General features: G+C 41.2%; 9 protein-coding genes. 1 reads left to right on the top strand and 8 read right to left on the bottom strand.

Annotated features, from left to right (window positions below):
- Positions 1 to 300 precede the first annotated feature (300 nt).
- From ACKTT2_RS27095 to ACKTT2_RS27130, 8 genes are all read right to left on the bottom strand, one after another.
- Positions 301 to 1818: a thioester reductase domain-containing protein gene (locus ACKTT2_RS27095; protein ID WP_407892418.1), complete on the bottom strand. Its 1518-nt coding sequence runs from the start codon at positions 1816 to 1818 to the stop codon at positions 301 to 303.
- 270 nt (positions 1819 to 2088) lie between these two features.
- On the bottom strand, positions 2089 to 3729 hold the full coding sequence (locus ACKTT2_RS27100) for a PfaD family polyunsaturated fatty acid/polyketide biosynthesis protein (RefSeq protein ID WP_407892420.1): 1641 nt from the start codon (positions 3727 to 3729) through the stop codon (positions 2089 to 2091).
- A 215-nt stretch (positions 3730 to 3944) separates the two neighbouring features.
- Entirely contained in the window at positions 3945 to 8822 is a 4878-nt protein-coding gene (locus ACKTT2_RS27105) for a PfaB family protein (RefSeq protein ID WP_407892422.1), read from the bottom strand.
- 47 nt (positions 8823 to 8869) lie between these two features.
- Positions 8870 to 10609, bottom strand: a complete 1740-nt coding sequence (locus ACKTT2_RS27110; protein WP_407892424.1) for an SDR family NAD(P)-dependent oxidoreductase — start codon at positions 10607 to 10609, stop codon at positions 8870 to 8872.
- Between the two features lie 82 nt (positions 10610 to 10691).
- Positions 10692 to 11171 (bottom strand): peptidase associated/transthyretin-like domain-containing protein, encoded by a 480-nt coding sequence (locus tag ACKTT2_RS27115; RefSeq protein ID WP_407892426.1) that lies wholly within the window; start codon positions 11169 to 11171, stop codon positions 10692 to 10694.
- 96 nt (positions 11172 to 11267) lie between these two features.
- Positions 11268 to 16757, bottom strand: a complete 5490-nt coding sequence (locus tag ACKTT2_RS27120) for a beta-ketoacyl synthase N-terminal-like domain-containing protein (RefSeq protein WP_407892428.1) — start codon at positions 16755 to 16757, stop codon at positions 11268 to 11270.
- Between the two features lie 222 nt (positions 16758 to 16979).
- Positions 16980 to 17252: a hypothetical protein gene (locus ACKTT2_RS27125; RefSeq protein ID WP_407892430.1), complete on the bottom strand. Its 273-nt coding sequence runs from the start codon at positions 17250 to 17252 to the stop codon at positions 16980 to 16982.
- Between the two features lie 791 nt (positions 17253 to 18043).
- On the bottom strand, positions 18044 to 19429 hold the full coding sequence (locus ACKTT2_RS27130) for a ParB/RepB/Spo0J family partition protein (RefSeq protein ID WP_407892432.1): 1386 nt from the start codon (positions 19427 to 19429) through the stop codon (positions 18044 to 18046).
- 805 nt (positions 19430 to 20234) lie between these two features.
- Here ACKTT2_RS27130 and ACKTT2_RS27135 point away from each other — a divergent pair.
- The gene (locus tag ACKTT2_RS27135) at positions 20235 to 21434 is read left to right on the top strand and encodes an ABC exporter membrane fusion protein (RefSeq protein ID WP_407892434.1); all 1200 of its coding nucleotides are present in this window, start codon (positions 20235 to 20237) and stop codon (positions 21432 to 21434) included.
- Positions 21435 to 21527 lie beyond the last annotated feature (93 nt).

Here is a 21527-nt window from a genome sequence, read left to right on the forward strand (position 1 = left end):
ATGTTGGGTTTCGTTCCTCAACCAACAATAAGGGTTCAATGTTGGGTTTCGTTCCTCAACCCAACCTACTTCTTTTTCCAAATTGGTATAAGAAAGAGTCAAATCTCCGACTTTATTAAAAAGTCAGAGATTTTGTAGTTAAAAAAATGGAACGATAAACTGTGGCGCTATAACTTCATCTGCGTGCTTTGCTGTGCATCTGCGGTTCCATAACTTTTTGACGTGTTACTTCCAAGTGACTTGAGGCTGAGCCTCGTGGAAGGCATTCCCAGGCTGAAGCCCAGGAACGAGGGATGACGACTACGCGACGTTCAAGAAACCACTTTCAATGAGATAAGCAGAGTAAGTCATAAACAGCCTAGAATCAATCGGAGGGCAAACAATAGAACCTCCTGCTAGGGCATCAAGAGTTTCCCGACAGCTAATAATGGGTCGTTTTGCTTGCAGGTACAAATCTGGAATAGTTAGCCCTTCTTGAGACCACTTTTCAAGCAAGAAAGGTCGTAGCGTATGCAAAGAATTGTCTCCAGAGGATAAACTCTTCATCAATTCTGATTGCCAAGCGTCATAAGGCATTAGTTGGATAGGATAACCAAAAGAACGCATCCAATCTACTAGCGCCTTCAAGGGTACGGGTTGAGGATGTTGTAAGTGGAATGCTTTTCCAATCGATTCTTTTTGCTGTGATAAATAAACAACTGCTTTGCTCACATAATCCACAGGAGACATATCCATCATGTAATCTACATCTGGAAAATATCCCATCTCCAAACAGCCTTTTATCATCATGCAGATAAAGTCATTCGTATTGGAAACCCCTGTTTCGCTGTGTCCGCCAATTAATGGAGGTCTGTGGATTGTAATGGGTAGTCCGCGTGACCCTGCTAATTTAACTAGCTTTTCAGCAACCCATTTTGTTTGAGAGTATCCTAAATAAATACCTTCCCAATGGTCAAAACTATCTTGTTCTCTGACAACTTGACCCGCATAAACAGGGGATTCAAAAATTGCCACGCTAGAAACGTAATGCAGGGGCTTGGTTTTGATATCGCACGCCAAGCGAATCACTTCTTGAGTGCCTAAAACATTAGCAGTCTTAAGTGCAGAGTAAGGATACACGTAATTCAACATAGCAGCGCTGTGATAAACGGCATCAAGATTAGCTGCTAGCATATCAAAGCCTTCCTTGCTCAAACCAAGAAGGGGCTGAGACAAATCTCCAGGAACAGCAATGATTCTAGAACTAAACTTTTCTTCCCAAATGGCGTACTGTTGCAAGTTTTGCTTCAGCTTGCGCTTGCCTTCTTGAGAATTAGATGCACGCACCAAGCAATAAATATCTGCATTGGTTGATTGGAGAAGTTCGTAAATAATAAAAGCACCTAAATAACCCGTTCCTCCTGTCAAGAAGACATTATTGAGTTCAGAAGTGAATTGAAAAGAAGTTGCAGGACGAATACTCGGATCTAAAACAACTTCAGCACTCAAATCTAGAGTTGCAGTTTTCGTTGAAGAATTTCCTGTAGATCCATTCTTAGCGTTTGAAACACCCGAATTTTTCTCTTGCGATTCTTCAGCTAAACGTTCTGAAAGAGCCTCAATATTGGGATAATGCCATAACAGCATTGGAGAAACTTCAAATCCAAGCATCTTTTCTGTATTGCTAATCAGTACCATAGCTTGGGCTGAATCCAAACCGTAACTGTCTAAAGGCTCTCTCACATTGATTTCATGTGGTGAAATCTTTAATGCGTTTGCAAGATTAGAGACTAACCAAGCTTGAATTTCTTCTGCATTGCGAGATTGATTGGAAACCATGTTTACCTCTTTGGGAATTGGGAATTAGGGATTGGGGAACTCGGGGCCCCCTCCTTGTTGAGGGGCAATGGGGATTGGAGATTAGGTATTTCCTCGTTCCCAGGCTGAGCCTGGGAATGAATAGTAGGAGGCGGAGCCTCCATTGTTTTATTATTAAGGCAGAGCCTCAAGTAATGCATTCCTAGGCAGAGCCTAGGAACGAGATAAAGGGGAGGGGACTAGGCTCTAATCTCCCCCCTTTACAAGGGGGGATTAAGGGGGGTAAATCCCCTACATTGGGAGATATTGACTATAGTAATCAGTCACGTACAAACCTTGAATTTTCAAACTTTGAATGCGGTGTAAATATGCGGTACCAGTCATAATATGATGAGCAACATCAACAACTTTGCGATTCTTTGGTTCGGCAAGATAAGAACTATTAACCCAGTTATTAAAGCTTCCTATAGCGGGACCGCACCAAATTTGATAATCTACTTCTCTTCCCTTTTCTCCAGCACTAGACCAACGAGAAGATAATCCTAAATACCATTTAAAAATGGCTGCCATTTTGATTTTGGGATTGCTTAATGCTTTGTTGAGTTTTTCTGGGTTTCTCTGGGATAAATAAGTGACAGTTTCTTCCCAAACTTGGTTTAAAGTCTTGCGGAAAATCTGTTTTTCTAACTTCTCTCGTTCTACAATAGGAATATCATCAATTGAGTTATAGGTTCTGTATAACTCATATAATTTTTGCGCTCTTAAAGCAAACATAGTTCCTTTCTTGAGAACTTGAAGTTTGACTCCCATTTCAAACATATCTGCAGCCGGAGCCATCATAACATCTGCCATATCGGCTTGCGCTAGTAATTGCTTGGTGTATTCGCTTGTTCCTGCTTCTACACAAGATTGATTGATCGATCCTGTCACTACATAAGCAGCACCCATCATAAATCCTGCTAAGGCTGATTCTGGCGTACCGATTCCTCCTGCAACTCCAACTCGAATGGGTGTTGAGTAATGATATTTGTCCTGAATTTCATTTTTTAAAGCTAGAATTGAAGGTAACAGACACACTAGAGGGCGATTGTCTGTATGACCGCCTGAATCTGCTTCTACAGTAATGTCATCGGCTATGGGTAATTGTGCTGCTAAATTAGCCTGTTGTTCAGTAATTAGTCCTTGTTGAACGAGTTCTTTTAAAATTTTCAGTGGTGCTGGTTGGAGAAATTTGCTAGCCACTTCTCGCCGAGAAATTTTGGCAAGGACTTTGTTTTTTATTTCAATTTGGTTTGCTGCATTAACGCCTAACCCTGCTGCACGATAATAAATAATATTAGGAGTTAAATCTAAAAATGCAGATGCTTCTATGGTTCTGACCCCATACTTGAGGTACAAATCTACAGCACGACGTTCAATCGATGGTTCATTAGGGCTGTGAATCAAATTAAAGGCATAGGGACCTTGAGGTAATGCTTCTTGAATTCGGTGAATCGCTGTTTTAAGTCGATCCGGACTCAATCCACCCGCACCGAAGGAACCTAGGAGTTTTTCTTTCCCTAGCGCAATAACCATTTCTTCAGAAGCTATACCACCAGCCATTGCACCAGTAGAATAAGCACATTTCACGTCGTGAAATGATAAAAAACTAGGGTCTCCTAAATTTGCTGTTGATACGGGTGGGGTTGCAACTAATAGTTCGGCTTGTCCTGTTTTTCCATTGTCTGCGGGTGAGAGATAACCGTCGTTGGTAACGCCAATTTGTCCGGCGACTCTAATGATGTAGCATGGTTTATCTAATTGCAGTAATTTCTCTTTGATTGCTGAGTGTTCAAAGGCTACGCAATCTAATGCGCCTTTCCAAACTTGATTCTGATGGAATGTATTGGTGTGGAATTTGAGACCGTTATCGTAATTAGTTAAAACTGTCATTGGTTATTTGTTAGTTGTTGGTTGGTATGGACGCAAGGCCGCCGCGCCCGTACAGCGATCGGTAGTTAGTTGTTGTTTGTTGGTAGCTACTAATATCATGTCCGTTTATATACCCTGAATAAAACTCACGCAAAGGCGCAAAGGCGCAAAGACGCTAGGAAATTAGGAAAATTTTATTATGGATATGTTACCGGACATAATATAATTACTAACCACTAACTATTCAGCAAATTCTCAACACAAGCTAATTGCAAATGAATGATTTCACTCATTTGGTGGCTAAATTTGTGTCTCGATTTTAAGAAGTTAGCATGGGTCTGATGAACAATTAAATTGTTAGTGATTAACTTTTCATATTGGTTTTTGCTTGGGTATAAGTGGGTGGTGATGTTACTAAATTGTTGGTTGGCGTTTGGTGTTGACAAAGTTCTGGAGGAAACAATTTCTTGAGTTGTTTTTTGCTCACCAGATTCTACTCGTTCTTTAGGTTCAAAACTGTTATTAGGGGCATTTTTCATGTTTAATTTCTCTAGCTGGAGTATTGATGGTGTAATAATGTTGTGAATGTTGCTTGCGGGTGGTTGTTTGGAAATGGTAACTTTGGGTGAATTTTGAGTTTCTGATTCGGTAGATTGTGGTTTATTTTGTTGTTGCTTGGTATCAATGCGAGGGGGTAGTTTGCGGACTGCATTTTGGAAAAGCTTTCGGTTTTCGTCTGTCACAATGCTGGCAACAATTCGGTTTCCTTGAGGAAGTTTTTCCTGTGAGGTTTCTTCAACTGAAGTTGCTTGTCCTAGGGTCAGTGTTTTGACTGTTGGTTTGCGTTGGCTTGATGCTTCTGTTATCTCACTGTACAGGGGTGATAAGTCTACAGCTACTTGATGGCTGAGGAGTTTTCCTAGTGCTCTTATAATGGAAGCATGGTCATCAATACCTCTTCTATTGAGGGGTACGGTAATGTGTTCTTTGTTTTCTAGGATTTTATCTATCCATCGCGAACAAACGTTACCAGACCCTGCTTCAATAAAGATTTTTGCCCCATCGTTGTAAACTCGGTTAACGAGTCGGGGGAAATCTAGCGGTTGACACAAACCTTTTGCTAAACTACGTGCGATCGCATGACTTTCAAGTAAGACTGGTTGGTATTCTGCTGAGGAGTAAAAGGAGATTCCAGGTATATCCCGTGCGGGTAAGGTGTTGACTCTTACAACTTCTTCATACTCAGACCGCATTGGTTCGCAATGGATGGCGTGGTTGAAGGGGGCGCGAAAAGCGTTGCAACCTAAAGCTTTAATAACTCTCTGACAACCTTCGGAATCACCTGCAATGAGGACTTCTTCCGGCGTGTTGATTTGAGTTAAGTAAACGCGATGTTCGTGCTTGAGGTATTCTTGAACTTGAGATGGGTTTGCCATCAAAAGGTAAGTACTCCAAAAATCATCGTCCGACGATCGCGTTTTTGGCAATACCCAATGTTCGCGCACGGCGTTTTTGGGTCCGGCGATTCTGTCTGCAAACAGGGAAGAAGAGTGAAAGGCATTAATTCCTTCGCTAAAGTTACTCCACACTCCCATAGCAGTCATCATGCTTGTCTCGCCCAAGCTGTAGCCAAAGACGTATTTTGGCTTAACTCGGAAATCATCTCGTACAATCGTTGTAATGAGTCTGGCAAATGCCATGTCTGTTTCAAAGATTGCCAGGGCATTATTCAGTAACTGCTTTTCGAGACTTTCCAACTGCTTGGTTGATAATTTGTCTAAGCTTCTAGGAAAGACGAGTTGAGAAACTTCCGCAAACAAGCTGAAAAGACTCTTGATAACTGCATCATCGTACACTCGTGGGAACAAGCGGAACAGTATACGACCGATACCAAGATAAGAATTGACAGCAGCCGGATAGACGTAAGCAATTTCTCCCTTTTTACCAAGTGGTTTTGCTGTAAAATAACTGCCTGCTGGTGTTTGCCAATCTTCCCCACTCTCAAATGCCTTATTGACTCCTTTGAAAGCAGATTCTATTTCTCTAGCTAACTCATTTTTATTCCGTCCCAGAATAGCGAGGGTGTAGTTAGCTTGAGAACGTTTTTGGAATTCTACAAAACTTTGGCGTGCTACAGCTGCTAAAGAATCACAATTATCTATGGTTGTTTGGAGAACCTTCACCTGTTCGAGTAAGTCAGTGCGATCGCGACCCACTATTGGAAACAGATAATAAGGCATTTGCTGCAAATACCTGCTGTTATGCTGTTGCTGTTCCGGTTCGTCTGATAGAATGACATGAGCGCAAGTGCCATCCATTCCCATACTGTTAATTGCAGCGACTCTCTTTTTCGCTTCCTTACCTAAAAACCAAGGTCTGGATTCTGTACTCACATAAAAAGGGTTTCCTTGCCAAACTTCTTGGTTTTTTACACCCGACCATTTAGGAGTTGCAGGAATATACCTATGATAGAGACACAGTGCAGTTTTTATCAAGCTAGCAATTCCCGAAGCAACATAGGTATGACCGATATTGGCTTTGACGCTACCAATAGCACAGCTTAAGTTATTTTCACTTGCGGGATATGCTTGGATTAAACCCTCAATTTCGGCTTCATCTTCTTGGGAAATTCCACTCCCGTAAACTTCTAAATATTCTACGTCTGTGGGTTTAACACCAGCCACTTGGAAAGCTTCTTGACAAGCTTGGCTAACTGTCTCTCCATTGATTGATGTTATTTTAACCGCACCCTGTAGCTGATGGACGCTGATGTTGTTTTCTTCTATCTGCGTGCTTTGCTGTGCATCTGCGGTTCCAAAACCAACAGCATCAACAACGGCGTATATACGGTCATTATCTTTTTTCGCTGTGTCGTGACGCTTCAGAACAACAGCCCCCGCACCTTCGCCAACAATCCAACCATTTGCTTTGGAGTCGAAACTTAAAGTATTTGTACCTGTATTTATTGGTACAAGTTGGCTTCGTAACAAGACATTTTCCAAACCACCAGCCAAATCAACAGCACCGACTAACACCGCATCGACTTCTCCGGCTGAGAGTAGCATTTGTGCTATCTCTAAGACTTTGAAAGTGGAGTTTTCTCCTGCAGTAATCGTGAAAGCAGGACCTGAAAAATCCCAAAGAGAGGAAATGCGACTTGCCATGATGTTAGAGATATAGCTGAGATATTCGCCAATCTCTACAGGGTGGTGTATAGCATCTTTGGTAATCTTTTCAAGTTCGGCAAGTTTGTCTTCCGGTAAAGAAACTCCACTATTCGCCAATCCCTCTTTGATTTGCCAAGACAAATTCCACCTTTGTTGTAACTGGTGTGCCGAGAATTCTGTCTCCGCCGCAATCAAAACGGCGACATTTCCACCCTGTTTTAATCCTGCATCTTTTAGGGCGCGATCGGCAACTTTCAAAAGTAACAATTGCTGTGGGTTAAGCTTTGCTAGCTCATTGGGTGGGATTTTATACGATAGGGTATCTATTTCTAAATCTTGGATGTAAGCCCCTACAGGTGCTTTACCTTCTGGCAATCCGTACTGCTGAAGTAGGTCTTGTCGATCTTCTATACCGTGCCATCTGTTGGAGGGAAGCGGAATAAAATTTTGTGTTCCATCATAAATGCTACGGTCAAAAGCATCTAATCCATTGCATGAACCGAAAAACGCATCCATACCCACAATAGCGACTTTAGTTGGTGGCTTTGAGGAGGAAGGGGACAAGGTAGCCACGGTAGACAAGGGAGGATTTTCTCCTTGTTCCAAAATCATATGTGCGTTGGTTCCACCAAAACCAAAAGCACTAATAGCTGCGCGTTTAACTGGTGTTTTGTTAGGCCACTCAGTGGTATTAGTAACAATTCTCGGAGGTGCGATGACGTTGTTCTCTGTTCCTATGGGGTCGCTGATGTTAATCGTAGGTGGAATGACACCCTTGGACATACTTAAAAGGGCTTTAATCAAGCTAACCGCACCAGCCGCAACTAGCAAATGCCCTACATTTCCTTTGACAGAACCTACTAGAGGAGTTGCGCTATATTGACCGAAGAAAGTTTCTACTGAATTAAACTCGGTAGTATCTCCCAATAACGTACCAGTAGCATGGCACTCCATATAGTCGATATCTTTGGGGCTGATTTGTGCTTCCTCGTAAGCCCGTTCAAAAGAGAGAATTTGTCCTTTGGAATTAGGGCTAAGTAAGTGCTTGCCCCTACCATCATTAGAAAGCCCCGTACCACTGATAGTAGCGTAAATGCGATCGCCATCTCTAACTGCATCGCTGTATCGTTTCAGGACAACCATCCCAACGCCATCTGCAGTAATCAGCCCTCGCGATGACTTATCCAAAGGACGGCTGAGGTCATTGTCTTCAGGATATCCCTGGATACCAGAGAACAACATCCGAATAAACAGAGGGTCAGAACAACTGATACCTCCCGCTAACATCAAATCTGCTTTATGCGTCTGCAAATAATGAGATGCTAGCTTAGCAGCATATAACGGTGAAGAACAAGCAGCATCAATACACAAATGAATATTTGATAAAGCCAAAGCCCGAGCAATAATTGCAGCTGGCAAACCAGATATCATTGCATTATGAGCAGGAACTTGTACAGAAGCATTTGGAGAAGTGAAATCAAAATCCTGACACTGCAAAAGTTCTTTAATAGCAGGTGATAATACCTGCTGATATATAGGAGCAAATATTTTATTGGAGAATTGAGTAGGCAAAGAAAGTGTGCCTAATATAACCCCACATTTTGCCAAAACTGCTTCATTTCCCAGATAACCGCTATGTTGCAAAGCTTGTTTTGCAGTATCGAGAGACCACTTGAAAGTATTATCCAAACTTTGCAGAAATTCTCCAGGTAGTTTGTATCCAGTTGAGTCAAACTGAAAATTACGAATGAATCCTCCTTGCAGAGAATAAAATTTATCAGGTTGACCTTTGGCAGGATCGTAAAAAACTTGAGGATCGACTCCGAGTTCTTGAGTACTAACAAATGATGTTGAATCTTTCTGTTGAATAAGATTTTGCCAAAACTCTTCAGGGTTTTTAGCATCAGGAAAAAGGCATGAAAATCCAACAATTGCTATTTTTTCCATAATTTAGATTGGGGATTGGTCACTGGTCACTGGTCACTGGTCACTGGTCACTGTAAAGACTGAGTAGGAATAATAGTCCCTTTACCACCTAAAAGACGCGAGCAAATATTTCCTTGCTCATCATGTACGATAAAATTGGCAACTACACTAGTCGCTGTCTTGGATGTGACTTCACAAGATACGTAAAAAGGTACGTTACATGGAATTCGAGTGTATTGCTCATACCTTTGCTGACTAGCAGGTAAGCAAATTTCTTGATGAAAATGTTGCATCCAAATCCATAGTGGATGAGTGCTTAGATCGATAGAAAAAGGATTAACCCAACCTACTGGAAATTGTCCTTGTTGTTTTAGTGAAATTTCGCGCCAAATACACTCGGTTATAATTTTTTCAGGGCTAATATTTAAAACTTTTCTCAGTTCTTGGAAAGACTCTCCATGAAAGAGTGGGAAGAAAGATGCTGTTTTTGCTTGATAGAAATCCTTACCCGTCATGGTAATGATGTTATCTTCTGTGAGATTTAAAGATTCATATGTAGGACGGGTAGGTAGTTCTCGCACAAGTTGAACGCGATCTATACTGAAATGATAGATAGGTTTTCCATTAGGAGATTGGCTCCAAATTTTGGCTTGCAGAATAATTTCTTGAGATTCGATTTTAGAAATTTCTTGCAAATCTAAAATGTATTCATTTGCTAAAGTTTCATTAAAAGTGATTCCTTTGTAAACTTTGAAATCAGTGTTACTAAAAAATCTATAACCCGGATATAGCTGTTCGCAAGAGTCCACCATCCACGATACCGCACAAGTCGCTGGCAAAACTGCTTTACCTGCAATAACGTGATCGAGTAAAAAGGTATTGTTTTCGAGTGATAGTTTGCGGCGGAGTCTGTGTGTTTGCAGTTCGGGTTTTAATGGGATGGGAGGTGGAATTAAGGGGCTACCGATAACGACTTGTGCAGTGTCGTGATTTGCCGGATGGAGTTCGTTAACGAGCATTGCTGTTCCTTCTTCAACAGATAAGATATCAATACCTCGACGAGCAAACTCTTTCTTTAACTCTGGTGTCACCATCCCGCTATCCCAACCACCCCAATTAATAGCAATTACATGACAGTCAGGATAGCGTTTCTTGACAATATGGGCTGATTTATTCAAGATTTCATTTGCGATCGCATAATCAGTTTGACCTATATTACCGTAAAAACCAGTGACAGAAGAAAATAAAACCAAATATTCCAGTTTGTCAGCCTTGACACAAGATAAAAGATTTTCTAATCCTTTAACTTTAGCTGTATAAACCTTTTCAAAATCCTGTTCTGTTTTCTTTTCAATCAATTTATCCGCTAAATTACCCGCACCATGAATGATTCCATTAATTGAACCAAATTTTTCAGTAACGCCTAAGAGTGTTTCTTTAAGTGTCTGGTTATCAGTAACATCAGCACTCACATATTCTGCATATCCTCCAGCTTGTTTAATAGTTTCCAAAGTCTGTTGGATTTCTCGGCTAGATGAAATTCGATTGTAGAGTTTCTGAACACTCATAGGTGTAGGTTTCTCACCTTGCGAGAGAAGATACTCCATGATTCGCTTTTTTAAAACCGGTTCTTCAAAACAACCGCGAGCATAATCAGGTTCAATTTCCAATAATTCCGAACGACCTAAAAGAATAAATTTACAAGAATATTCTTGTGCCAATTTAACAACACATTTAGCTGTGATGCCTTTTGCACCACCACTAACAAGAAAAACTGAAGATGGCTGAATTGTACTAACTACGTTCATAGATTCTTCCGATTGTTTCAATTTCATGTAAATCACAAAAAGAAAGCTAACACTAAGCAAAATAACCTTCAAAAGCCGAAATTCAAGCAATATTTAAAGGAGCTTGAAGATTAATAGTATTCTCAGGAATTTCTTGAGGCTGATTATCTTGAGAAGAAGGTAAAGTCATTGCCGCCACTAAAAGAGCAAAAACGATCATAATAACTGCCACAAGCGGGAGTGCAATGTTATGTTCTGAACTAACCGACGAGTTGACAGAAGTTTGTAAATTGCGATCGCTTCCTTGATAATGGGGATAAACGAGTCGAATATCACCAAGGTCTTTGTTCTGAGGAGAAAGCCTTAAAAAAGCGCTAGAGTTTTTATAATTTTTTGCTTCTACTTTAATTTCCCCCTCAAGCACGCTGTAATTACCAAAATCAAGAGGAAATTTATAAATTCCTTCCAAATCAGTGTAAACAATAAGTTCTTTACCGGGCAGACCAATTGAGATTTTAGCGCCACTGATAGGAGCATGTTTCTCCCTATCTACTATGCGACCAATGTAAGTAACTTTTGCCATATGGGGTAGGGATTGGGGATTAGGGATTGGGGATTGGGGGGGGGATTGGAAAAAAATTTTTCTTCCTTGTCCCTAATCGCCAATCCCCAGTCCCCTTTAATCAGGGGTACTAATCAAAGTGACTCGCCCTTCGCAACCGTAACCAACTTCAGTAATGTAAAGATTTGGGTCGTGCAGTTCAGCAATAATGTAATTTGCCGAATTTTCGTCATCTATCTGAGGAATGATATCTATAGCTCGGCAAAATACCTTCTGCCATTCCCAATTAAGAGTTTTGGTCAATCCAAATAAACCAGCTGCAATCGGTCCAAAATTAACATTCTGTCCCAAGCCAAAAGCCCCATTTAAGCGAGCAACAGTTATAAAACTACTACGTCCGTATTCTGCTGCTTCATTCAGGAACTTTTTGAGGTGTTTTGCCATCAAGAAAACATACTTGACGATCGCTTTTTCTTCGTCGAGATAAGGCATCTTGCCATTGTAAGCAACCTCAACAAGAGGATTGAGATGGATAAAACTGCCAATTGGTCCGTAGTGAGTAGAGATATGTGCCAACTGTTGTTGCAGGTGTTCCTCGCTCAAATCTGCTAATTGGATGCAGTGGGCTTTTGATGGTAAAGGCATTGGTTGCGAGACGAGTGATGGAGGAAAACTCAGAACAACAACTTTCCAACCACGCTCTAAAAGAGAGTCAGCTAATTTGGAAGTAGTAAGGGTACCATCATGTGTTAGCAAACAAACATGCCCTTGTGGTATTGTGAAATCCAAAAAATCTGGTTGAGGGAGTGTTCTGAGTTTGACTTGACGTCGGAGAGGATTGCTGTTTAAGCTAGGGGGTTGGTTATAAGACGGATTCAGAGACTTTTTTTTTTCGTCACCTACCAGAGTTTGCAGATAGCTGACAATTTGACCTATAGTACGTAGTTCTCCGAGTTCTTCTACATTAGGTTGGGGCAAATTGGGATACATTTCTTGCATCGCCCCTAAAATTTCCACTCGTTTGATGGAGTCAATTCCCAAATCAGCCTCCATGTCCATATCCAAATCGAGCATCTCAACAGGGTAACCTGTTTTTTCGCTAGTAATTGCTAGTAAAGTTTCACCCAATTCTGTTCCCTCAGCAACAACTAAGTTCTCTGTGGGTCTGACGATTATATCATCTGCTACAACTTCCGCTACAATCGCTGTTGTAATTTCTGCTGGTACTAAAGCAGTCACCGTATTTGTACCTGTATCTACGCTCAATACAATTGTTGCAGGAGTTGATTGAGAAGCATTGGATCGCAAATACTCGACAATTTGACCAATGGTGCGTTTTTCTGCAAGTTCTTCTAGGTTAGGCTGAGGTAAATCGGGGTAGAGTTCTTGCAGTCCTCCCAAGATTTCCACTCGTTTGATGGAGTCAATCCCCAAATCTGCCTCCATATCCATGTCTAGATCGAGCATTTCGACTGGATAGCCCGTTTTTTCACTTGTAATTGCTAACAACTCCTTATCTAAGTTAGCTAGATTGTTGTTAGCGACTATAGCAACGTTAGTAACGGATATAGCAGACGGTTCGGGCGTGAGACTGACAACTAACTTATCCTTGACAGCCTCTGCTTCAATATCTGTTGCCACTGCAACTTTTTCTACTGTCTCTACAGTGAAAGTTTCTGCAACTGAATGCAATTTGGCATCTATTTTAACAGTAGGCTGTGGCTCGACTTTAAGGACTTGTGCGGTGGTTGTAGGTAAGCTGACGTTTTCTTCTTTCGGTGCTGTCTCTACAACAATCTCGCTTTGCTGTTCCTGATTGACAACAGGTTTTGTGACCTCGGAAGGAACGACAGGTTGAGTAATTGCTAATTTACCACCAATCAACTGTGAATACTCTTGCTGTAGAAGTTGGAAAAAGTTTTGAGTTACTTCTACTTGTGCTTTAAGATATCGATCGTGAATGCGTAGAGTATCGCCTTGTTGGTCGTGGAATTGCATCATACTACGCTCTAAACTCCCTATTAAAGAGGGCTTGAGCTTTGCTGTTTCTGTTGAAGAAGGGTTGCTAGCTAACAAACTGTTTTGTTGCTGCATGAGTTGGAAAAATGTTTTGATGTATTCCGCTTGATGGTTGAGATATTGTCCGTGGACTTGCAGATTCTCTCTCTGATTTTGCTGGAATTGTGTCAGGACGTACTCTAAGCTTGTTAAAACTTGTTGGTGATTCACGAGTTGATTGGAGTTGGTTTGCATTTTCGCCTCTTGGACTGGTTGAGGTGAAGGAAGAGAGGGGGAGACGGGGAGATGGGGAGATGGGGGGAGGGGGAGAGTGGGAGATGGGGAGACAGGGGGAGTGACAGATTTTTTCTCGGCTAATTTTGCCATAAAATCTGTGACGAGTTGTTCTTTACGATCTGTACAATCTGTGTTGTCGTGACTTTCTTGGGGTACCGTTACGGGTGGGGTGCTTTGTTTGGATTCTGTTGAAGTTGGTAGAGATGGCTGTTTCTCTAACTTTTCTAACTTTGGTGAAGTTGCAGGAGGTGTGATTTGCTTGGATTCGGTGGCAATGACTTCTTTGCTTGCAGGTAGTGTAACTTTATGTCCGTCTTGCAAAGCTTCTTGAAATGCCATCTTTGTTTTTTCTGACATGTAGTTAATGCCATTTAAACGTACTGTCAATCCTTTAGTTTTCTTGGCTATAGGTACGGTGGGTGGCAATTGATGGGGGTCAAGGTTGTGTAATGGCATACCAGCGACGCGCAATTGCACAACTGCTTCTCTCAGGGAGCGATCGCTATTCTTTTGAGCGCTAGGATTTAAGGCTATGGTAATATGAGGGCGATCGCCTAAAATTTCTTGCACTAATCCTGTGAGTATTTTCCTCGGACCAAATTCCACAAAGCAATAACCGCCTGCTGCATAAATATGTTCTATTTCCTGCTTAAACAGCACTGGATTGCTCAGGTGGTTTTCGAGGATTGTTTGAATAGCCTGTGCTTCTTGAGGATATTGCTTGGCGGTGACGTTAGTGTAAACAGGTATTTTGGCGTTTTGGAACTTAACAGACTTAATCGCATTCGCAAAAGCTTTTTGAGCAAAAGCGATTGAAGGAGTGTGGAAAGCTGCAGACACGGGTAGAGGAACAGCAGTTAATCCTTGTTCTTGTAACACCAGACGTACTTTGGCAATTTCTGCAGCCGGACCTGCTAATACAACTTGACGGGGAGAATTCAGATTGGCAATAGATACCTTTGGATACTGTTTTAACAGACCTTCGATTTTGCCAACTTCTTCCTTCACAGCCAACATCGCCCCTGCATCATAATCCGGGTCTTGAGGTGCTGCCATTGCTTGTCCTCTAGCTTTCACCAGGAAGCAGTAATCTTCTTCGCTTAAGACTCCCGCAGCCCACAAAGCTGTCAGTTCACCAAAGCTATGCCCTGCAGCAAAATCTGCTGTAAAACCAGATTTTTGTAATATTTTGTACAGACTAGCACTCAGCATTCCAATTGCTGGTTGAGCATATTCTGTTCTTTGTAAAATAGCGACTTGAGCGTTCTTTTCGGATTCTTCAAAGACAGGATGGGGAAAAACTATGCTCGACAGGGTTCGCAAATTATCTTTGAGCAAAAGGCTATCCATGTAGCCAAACAGACGTTGACTTTCAGGGAAATTCATGACTAATTCCCGACCCATGTTCAAGTACTGGGAACCTTGACCGGAGAACAAAGCAACAACCTTCCCTCCAAGGTCCATACCTGTTTGACGGTAAAATATACCTTGAGGATGTTCCCATGATGCAGCAGAAGCTTTACTCTTAATTAAGTCAACACCAATTTGTAATAACTTACAAGCCTCAGCATAAGATTCTGCAACAAACCCAATTCTAGCCGCACTGAGAGGAATTTCTTGGGATTTAGATACCTCTACAAGTTCTGCATAATTTTTTGCCCCAGCTTCCGATTGCAGTTTAGCAAGCATTTCTTCACAGCTAGCTAATAAATGTGTGGGAGTTTGAGCAAACAACAAAATCTCGTTGGGAGTGCTATGAACTCGGCGTGTCTGTTCTTGTGGTGCTTCGTATTCTTCCAATACAACGTGATAGTTAGTACCGCCAAAGCCAAAAGAACTGATACCCGCACGTCTCGGCGCTTCTCCTTCGGTGCGAATCCAAGGTCTAGTTTCTGTATTTAAATAGAAGGGCGAGTTTGTAATGTTGAGTTTAGGGTTGGGTTGAGTGACGTTGATTGTAGGAGGTAAGATTTTATGATGCAGTGCTAAAGCAGTCTTAATCAAACTTGCAGCACCAGCAGCAGCTTTGGTATGACCAATTTGAGACTTAACTGTACCGAGTGCGATGTACTGCTTTTTAGAAGTTTTTTCTCCGAAGAACTGGTTGATGGATGCAAACTCGGTAGGATCTCCAGCTAAAGTTCCCGTACCGTGTGCTTCAATCAAGGAAACAGTCTCGGGTGCAAAGCCAGCATCTTCATAAGCACGCTGCAATGCTTTGACTTGTCCTTCTTGTCGGGGTGCGTAAATACTCTTAAAGCGTCCATCACTGGAAGTGCCAATACCTTTAACGACTGCATAAATTTTGTCACTGTCTCGCACTGCATCATCCAGACGCTTGAGAAGAACCATACCAACACCTTCACCCAGCATCATTCCATCTGATTTGGCATCAAAGGGTTTGACATTATCGCTAGGGGAAACAGCTGGTGTTTTACTGAAACACATATACGCCATGATGGTGTTGTCAGTGTCCACTCCACCCGTCAGCATCATGTCACAACGGTGTTCGATGAGTTCGCTAATCGCCATTTTTAAAGCGCCAAAGGAACTCGCACAAGCCGCATCAACAACGCAATTGATACCGCCTAAGTTCAAACGGTTAGCAATTCTACCTGCAACTACGTTACCTAGCATTCCAGGGAAGGCGTTTTCATCCCAGTTAACGTAAGCGCTTTTGATTTTCTTGATGATTTTTTGGGTATCCTCATCAGATAAACCGCTACTCTTCAGAACCTTTTCCCAAACCGGATACTCTAAACGTGCTGCAAGTGGTAACCCCAATTGGCTTCCTGCTACACCTAAGACGACTCCGACAGTTTCACGATTAAACTCGCGCGACGCATCGTAGCCTGCATCTTCCATTGCTTCTTTTGCAACAACCAAACTTAAAAGTTGTGCAACGTCAGTGACTTCTAAAATGCTGGGTGGTATTCCAAACTCCATTGGATCGAAATCAACGTAAGGAATAAACCCGCCTCGCTTACAGTATGTTTTTTCTTCTGGTGTTCTAGGGTTTGGATCGTAGTACTCGTCAATATTCCAATGTGTTGATGGAACATCAGTAATACAGTCTTGTTTGTTAAGAATGTTTTGCCAGTATTCTTGTAGGTTTCTGGATTTCGCAAACAGAGAAGCCATACCCACGATGGCTATAGGGCTATTTTGTAATTTTCTGTTAATTTTATCGATTGACATAGATTGTTCTGGCATCATTTTTTTTTCCTCAATACACCTGTTGACAACCTTTTCAAACTGACTTATTTCGGCTGCTAACTCCGCCAAGGCATTATCAATTGAATGAGCAGACATAGGAAGAATTGTAATGGTTGATAGCGTGGGTCATTGATTGCTCGTTCTCTCGTTCGGGATGAATAGTTAACAGTTAACAGTTAATAGCGATCGCAATTCAGTAATACCCATAACTTAAGTTAGGGAATTCATAGGAGAATTTTGATTTTTACATGAAGACAAGATAACTATAAGACTGTTCTCTGAGAACTTTAAATTATGAATTATGAATGGAATGTTTCATCATTCATAATTTGGCATCAGGTCAATAACATTGTTAAAGCTCGTAAAATAATCATGTAGTGCGATCGCAGCTTTTCCGGTAAATTCAACCCATTCGTCTAGACACAAATCCTGACAATCTTGAGCAAGTGTTTCCGGACTCAAGAGCGAAAACCTTGGAGTACTTATTAGAACAGAAATGCTGTTTTCTCCAATGCTAGTTTGATTATTTAACCTGACAGCGACCACATAGTTAGTGTTAATGATTACGTTTTGTATTTTGATAAATGCCATAGACGATTTAGACGTTTAAGACAACATATTCTATGGAATTTGTACAAATTATATTTGACAAACTCGTTACACAAATCGCACTCCTCTCTCTCCACACAAGTAAATAACTCAAACCATTGATTGAAGTCTTACTGAGTCTCAGCAATTTCGGTTGATTTTAGTTTTTCGCTCTCTATAAACTAAAAAAAATACCCAATTGGCTAGAAACGTGATAATTACTAAAAACACTAGCACAATCAGCAGAGATTGCATAGTTTTTTTTAAATGTTTTTATAAAAAATATATTTGTTGCAGATATGAACTTTTTGTAAATTTGTAAAAGTATCGTCTATTACGATTATTATAAATTGAATAATATTATTATTGACAGTTTATTAATCAATTTTGTTATATATCAATTCCTGCAACCTTTGAAAAAGAATTACCCCCCTTAGTCCCCCCTTGGAAAGGGGGGAGATGGGATTTCTAGTTCTTTTTGCGAAAGGGGGGGAGATGGGATTTCTAGTTCTTTTTGCGAAAGGGGGGAGATGGGATTTCTAGTTCTTTTTGCGAAAGGGGGGAGATGGGATTTCTAGTTCCCTCCCCTTTCCAAGGGGAGGGTTAGGGTGGGGTAAAAACAACGCTAAAATCTTGATTTCAAAAATCAATGCTGACTTTGTAAATTCAATAACTTTCTAGAAAACTTCTATAAGTTCATAAAAATCAATGTGAATTGAGAGGAAGTGATATTGTGCCTAACAAGAAATGCGTCACCAATTTTTGCAAAGACGTGCGATTGCGCGTCTTTACAATTAGTTATGCACGTAACTTCGCGACTCTATTTTCTTTGATTCTGTTTTTTGAGCTTGTTTTCCAGTCCATGCTTGCCACCGTATGATTCCACGACTCACCATTTCAGGATTTTCATCTCCTATAAAACAGATACGTCCCATTCTTTCACAGGTAATGAGAATTTCACCTTGTCCCATAAAAGGGGCGATGACAGAGTTAGTTGGATTGGTGTACAAATGCAACAAATAGTTGACAATTCCCTCTACTCCGTCAATATTGATTGGTGCTTGTGGTTTTGGTATCGATTCGCGAGAGAAAAGACCTACGTATAGGTTACCGAGAATTAATTCATATTGAAAAGGCATTCTCTGACGACGGTAAAATTCATAAACGTAACCTTCCGATCGCAATACGGCAACAATTCTAGCTTTATCGATTAGATAATCGTGGTTCCAAGTGGGCGAAAGAGTTGCGATCGCAAGAGCCGAGCGATCGGGAAGTAAATTTGTAAATTGTTCGTCAAATGTATGACTGCAACAAACAGTATGCTGACCTAATTTCCATTCCTCGCCAGCTTTGACGGAAACTTGGTTAGTCATCATTGTGACTTTCTGGATTTGCTGTTCGGGTTGAACGACATCCTCCTTGAGAGCTAACTTAGCCTCTCTCTTTGCCTTTGCCATCGAGCTTTTCATGGCTTGTACTTGTATCTCTTGTTGCCTCGACCGCCAGTGAGCGGCATTTCTGGCTTGTCGGAGTGCTTCTTCTTCATCTCCCTTTGCTTTAGCAGCTTCTAAAGCAACTTCGGCTTGTTTTGCAAAGGCTCGTTCTTGACCTGCAGTTCGAGCTATTTTGAGTAACTCTGTCTTCATGTTAGAAAGAGGCGTTCCCTTAATTTGTTCTTTAACACAGGAGTGAATATCTCGCGCAATTTGCTTATCATGCTGCAAACTCCGTTCGCTGTATCCAATTTCTCTTGCTAAATCTGTAGTTGTTTTCGGTACTTGCGAAACTGTTTCGCGTCCCTTGTAAGTGTATTGATTGTCGCCCGGTTTAGCCCTTAACCCCAGTCGGTCTAAAATACGTTCGCGCTCCAATAACAGTTCCGCACGCTCTAGAATGTCTAGTTCATTACGGATAAAATTCTCGTCAATCTCCGCCAAGCGGCTTTGATCGACATCATCGTAATCCACAACATTACACTCGATTGTCTCAAGCCCTAATTGCTTGCACGCCGTCAGACGGTGCAGCCCAGCAATTAAGTTGAATTTGCTATCGACTGTGATTGGGTTTAATAGACCGTTAGCTTGAATGGAATCCTTTAGTTCCTTCACTTTTTCGTCATTTACCGGACGGCGGTTAGAGCCATATTTGATCTTGTCTATGGATACTGACTTTATAGGCATAAGCGCTGTTCTTAAGTATTGTTAGTAGTGAAAGTACCAACAATAAGACATCCCTAATATATTTCATCAGTACGTTTGGAAACATGAATTTTGTGATAAGTCTGATGAAAATGTCTTATGAATTGCGATCGGTACTAAGAGCCAGACTCAATGTGAAGTTTAGATTGTAAAGTGCAAAATGAACTTTACAAATTCTTTGAAAACCATAGAATGAAGCTATTAAATCAGTATACAAGTTTAAAGATTTAAAATTTTGAACTTGTTCTGTATAATTTGCCTCTCTTTATTTTTGAGGATTTATGCTTCATACTATCCACTGCTCTTAACGTCAGTTGACTTAGAGTCAATGAAGACACTGCTCGCCAGAAAGTTCCCCAATTTAGCAAGTAAAAGGATAAAAAAATGGTTATTTACTGTCATAAAGGGTTTTGAAAAACTTTCTGTAGTTTAGGAAACATTTTCTTTATGGAAAAAATAAGTATAAAATTGTGTCCCTACCAACCACTAACAACCAACAACCAAATAATTTCGATTGACAAAAGAAAAGTTTTTTGAGAATATGGTGAACAAGTTTTTGCAATTTATCTCCAGCAGCCCTTCGTTTTGCTTGAGAGTCGTTACTCGCGATCGGGTTTCTATTTTATACAACAGTTATCAAGTTACAGTGATAGGTCAATTTTTATCAGTCGCTCCAGTTAAGTAATAACTGATGGAATTTGATAAAGAACAGCTACTTATTAATATTAAGTCACGATAACTGTTCGCCAATGACTGAATGTAGACCAGCGTACCTAGAGATAAAAATATGGCAGCAGATAAAGAAAGCCGATTGTACACCAAACCCCCATATCGTTGGCGATTCATACTAGCAGCTCTCGTCGCTTCAGCCACCGGATTAGTATTCTATAACAGTTTTGCACGGCGAGAGAATACCCAGACGACTCAAGCACCCAAAACAGTCAAGGTTGTTCCTCCTAAAATTGAGGTAACTGCTTTAGGACGTTTACAGCCTCAAGGAAAAATCACCAAATTGTTTCCTCCAAGTTCTCTCAGTGGTGTTCGAGTAGAAAAACTGCTAGTCGAGGAAAGCGATCGCGTTCAAGCGGGACAAGTGGTAGCCTTGCTAGAAGGCTTCGGTCGTGCAAAAGCAGCTTTACAACAATCTTTAGATAAAGTGCAAGTTGCTCAAGCCGAACTAGCACAAATCAAAGCCGGGGCTAAAACAGGAGATATTGAAGCGCAAAAAGCAACCGTTACGCGCCTAGAATCGCAATTAAAAGGAGATATTTCCTCACAACAAGCAACTATTGCTCGTTTGCAAGCGCAATTAGACAATGCTGAAACTGAGAATAATCGCTATCAACAGCTTTATAAAGAAGGAGCAATTTCTGCTTCTACAGCAGATACCAAGCGCTTGCAGCAAGATACAGTACAACAACAGCTCAGAGAAGCTAAAGCCAACCTTGATAGTACTGTCAACACCTTAAAAGACCAAATCAAAGAGGCAAAAGCTAAGTTGAACAGCGTTCAAGAAGTGCGTGGAGTTGACGTTCAGCTAGCAGAAGCCCAAGTCAAGAGTGCGCGTACAACCGTTCTACAATCAAAAGCAGACCTAGATTTAACAAAACTTGTCTCTCCAATAAACGGTCAAGTTTTAAAAGTTTATGCCAAAACAGGAGAAGTCAACAGCAGTGACGGAATCGTTGAGATTGGAAAAACATCTCAAATGTACGTGGAAGCAGAAGTTTATCAGACCGATATTAGTAAAGTGCGCGTAGGTCAAAAAGCTACCATCACCAGCACAGCTTTTCCCGGTGTTATACAAGGAACTGTCAGCAGTATTGGTTTGCAAGTTGACAGACAAAATATTCTCAGCGTCAATCCAGCCTCCGAAACAGACCGCAGAGTCGTTTTGGTCAAAATCCGTATCAATAATCCAAAAGACAGCCAAAAAGTAGCAGGTCTAACTGGCTTACAAGTAGATGTTGCCATCAAAGTTCAGTGACCAGTGACCAGTGACGAGTGACCAGTGACCAGTGAACAGTGACCAGTGACAAATGACAAATAACAAATGACAAATGACCAGTGACAAATGACC

The sequence above is a fragment of the Scytonema hankhaensis NUACC26 genome (assembly GCF_045865695.1).
Classification (GTDB): domain Bacteria; phylum Cyanobacteriota; class Cyanobacteriia; order Cyanobacteriales; family Nostocaceae; genus Scytonema.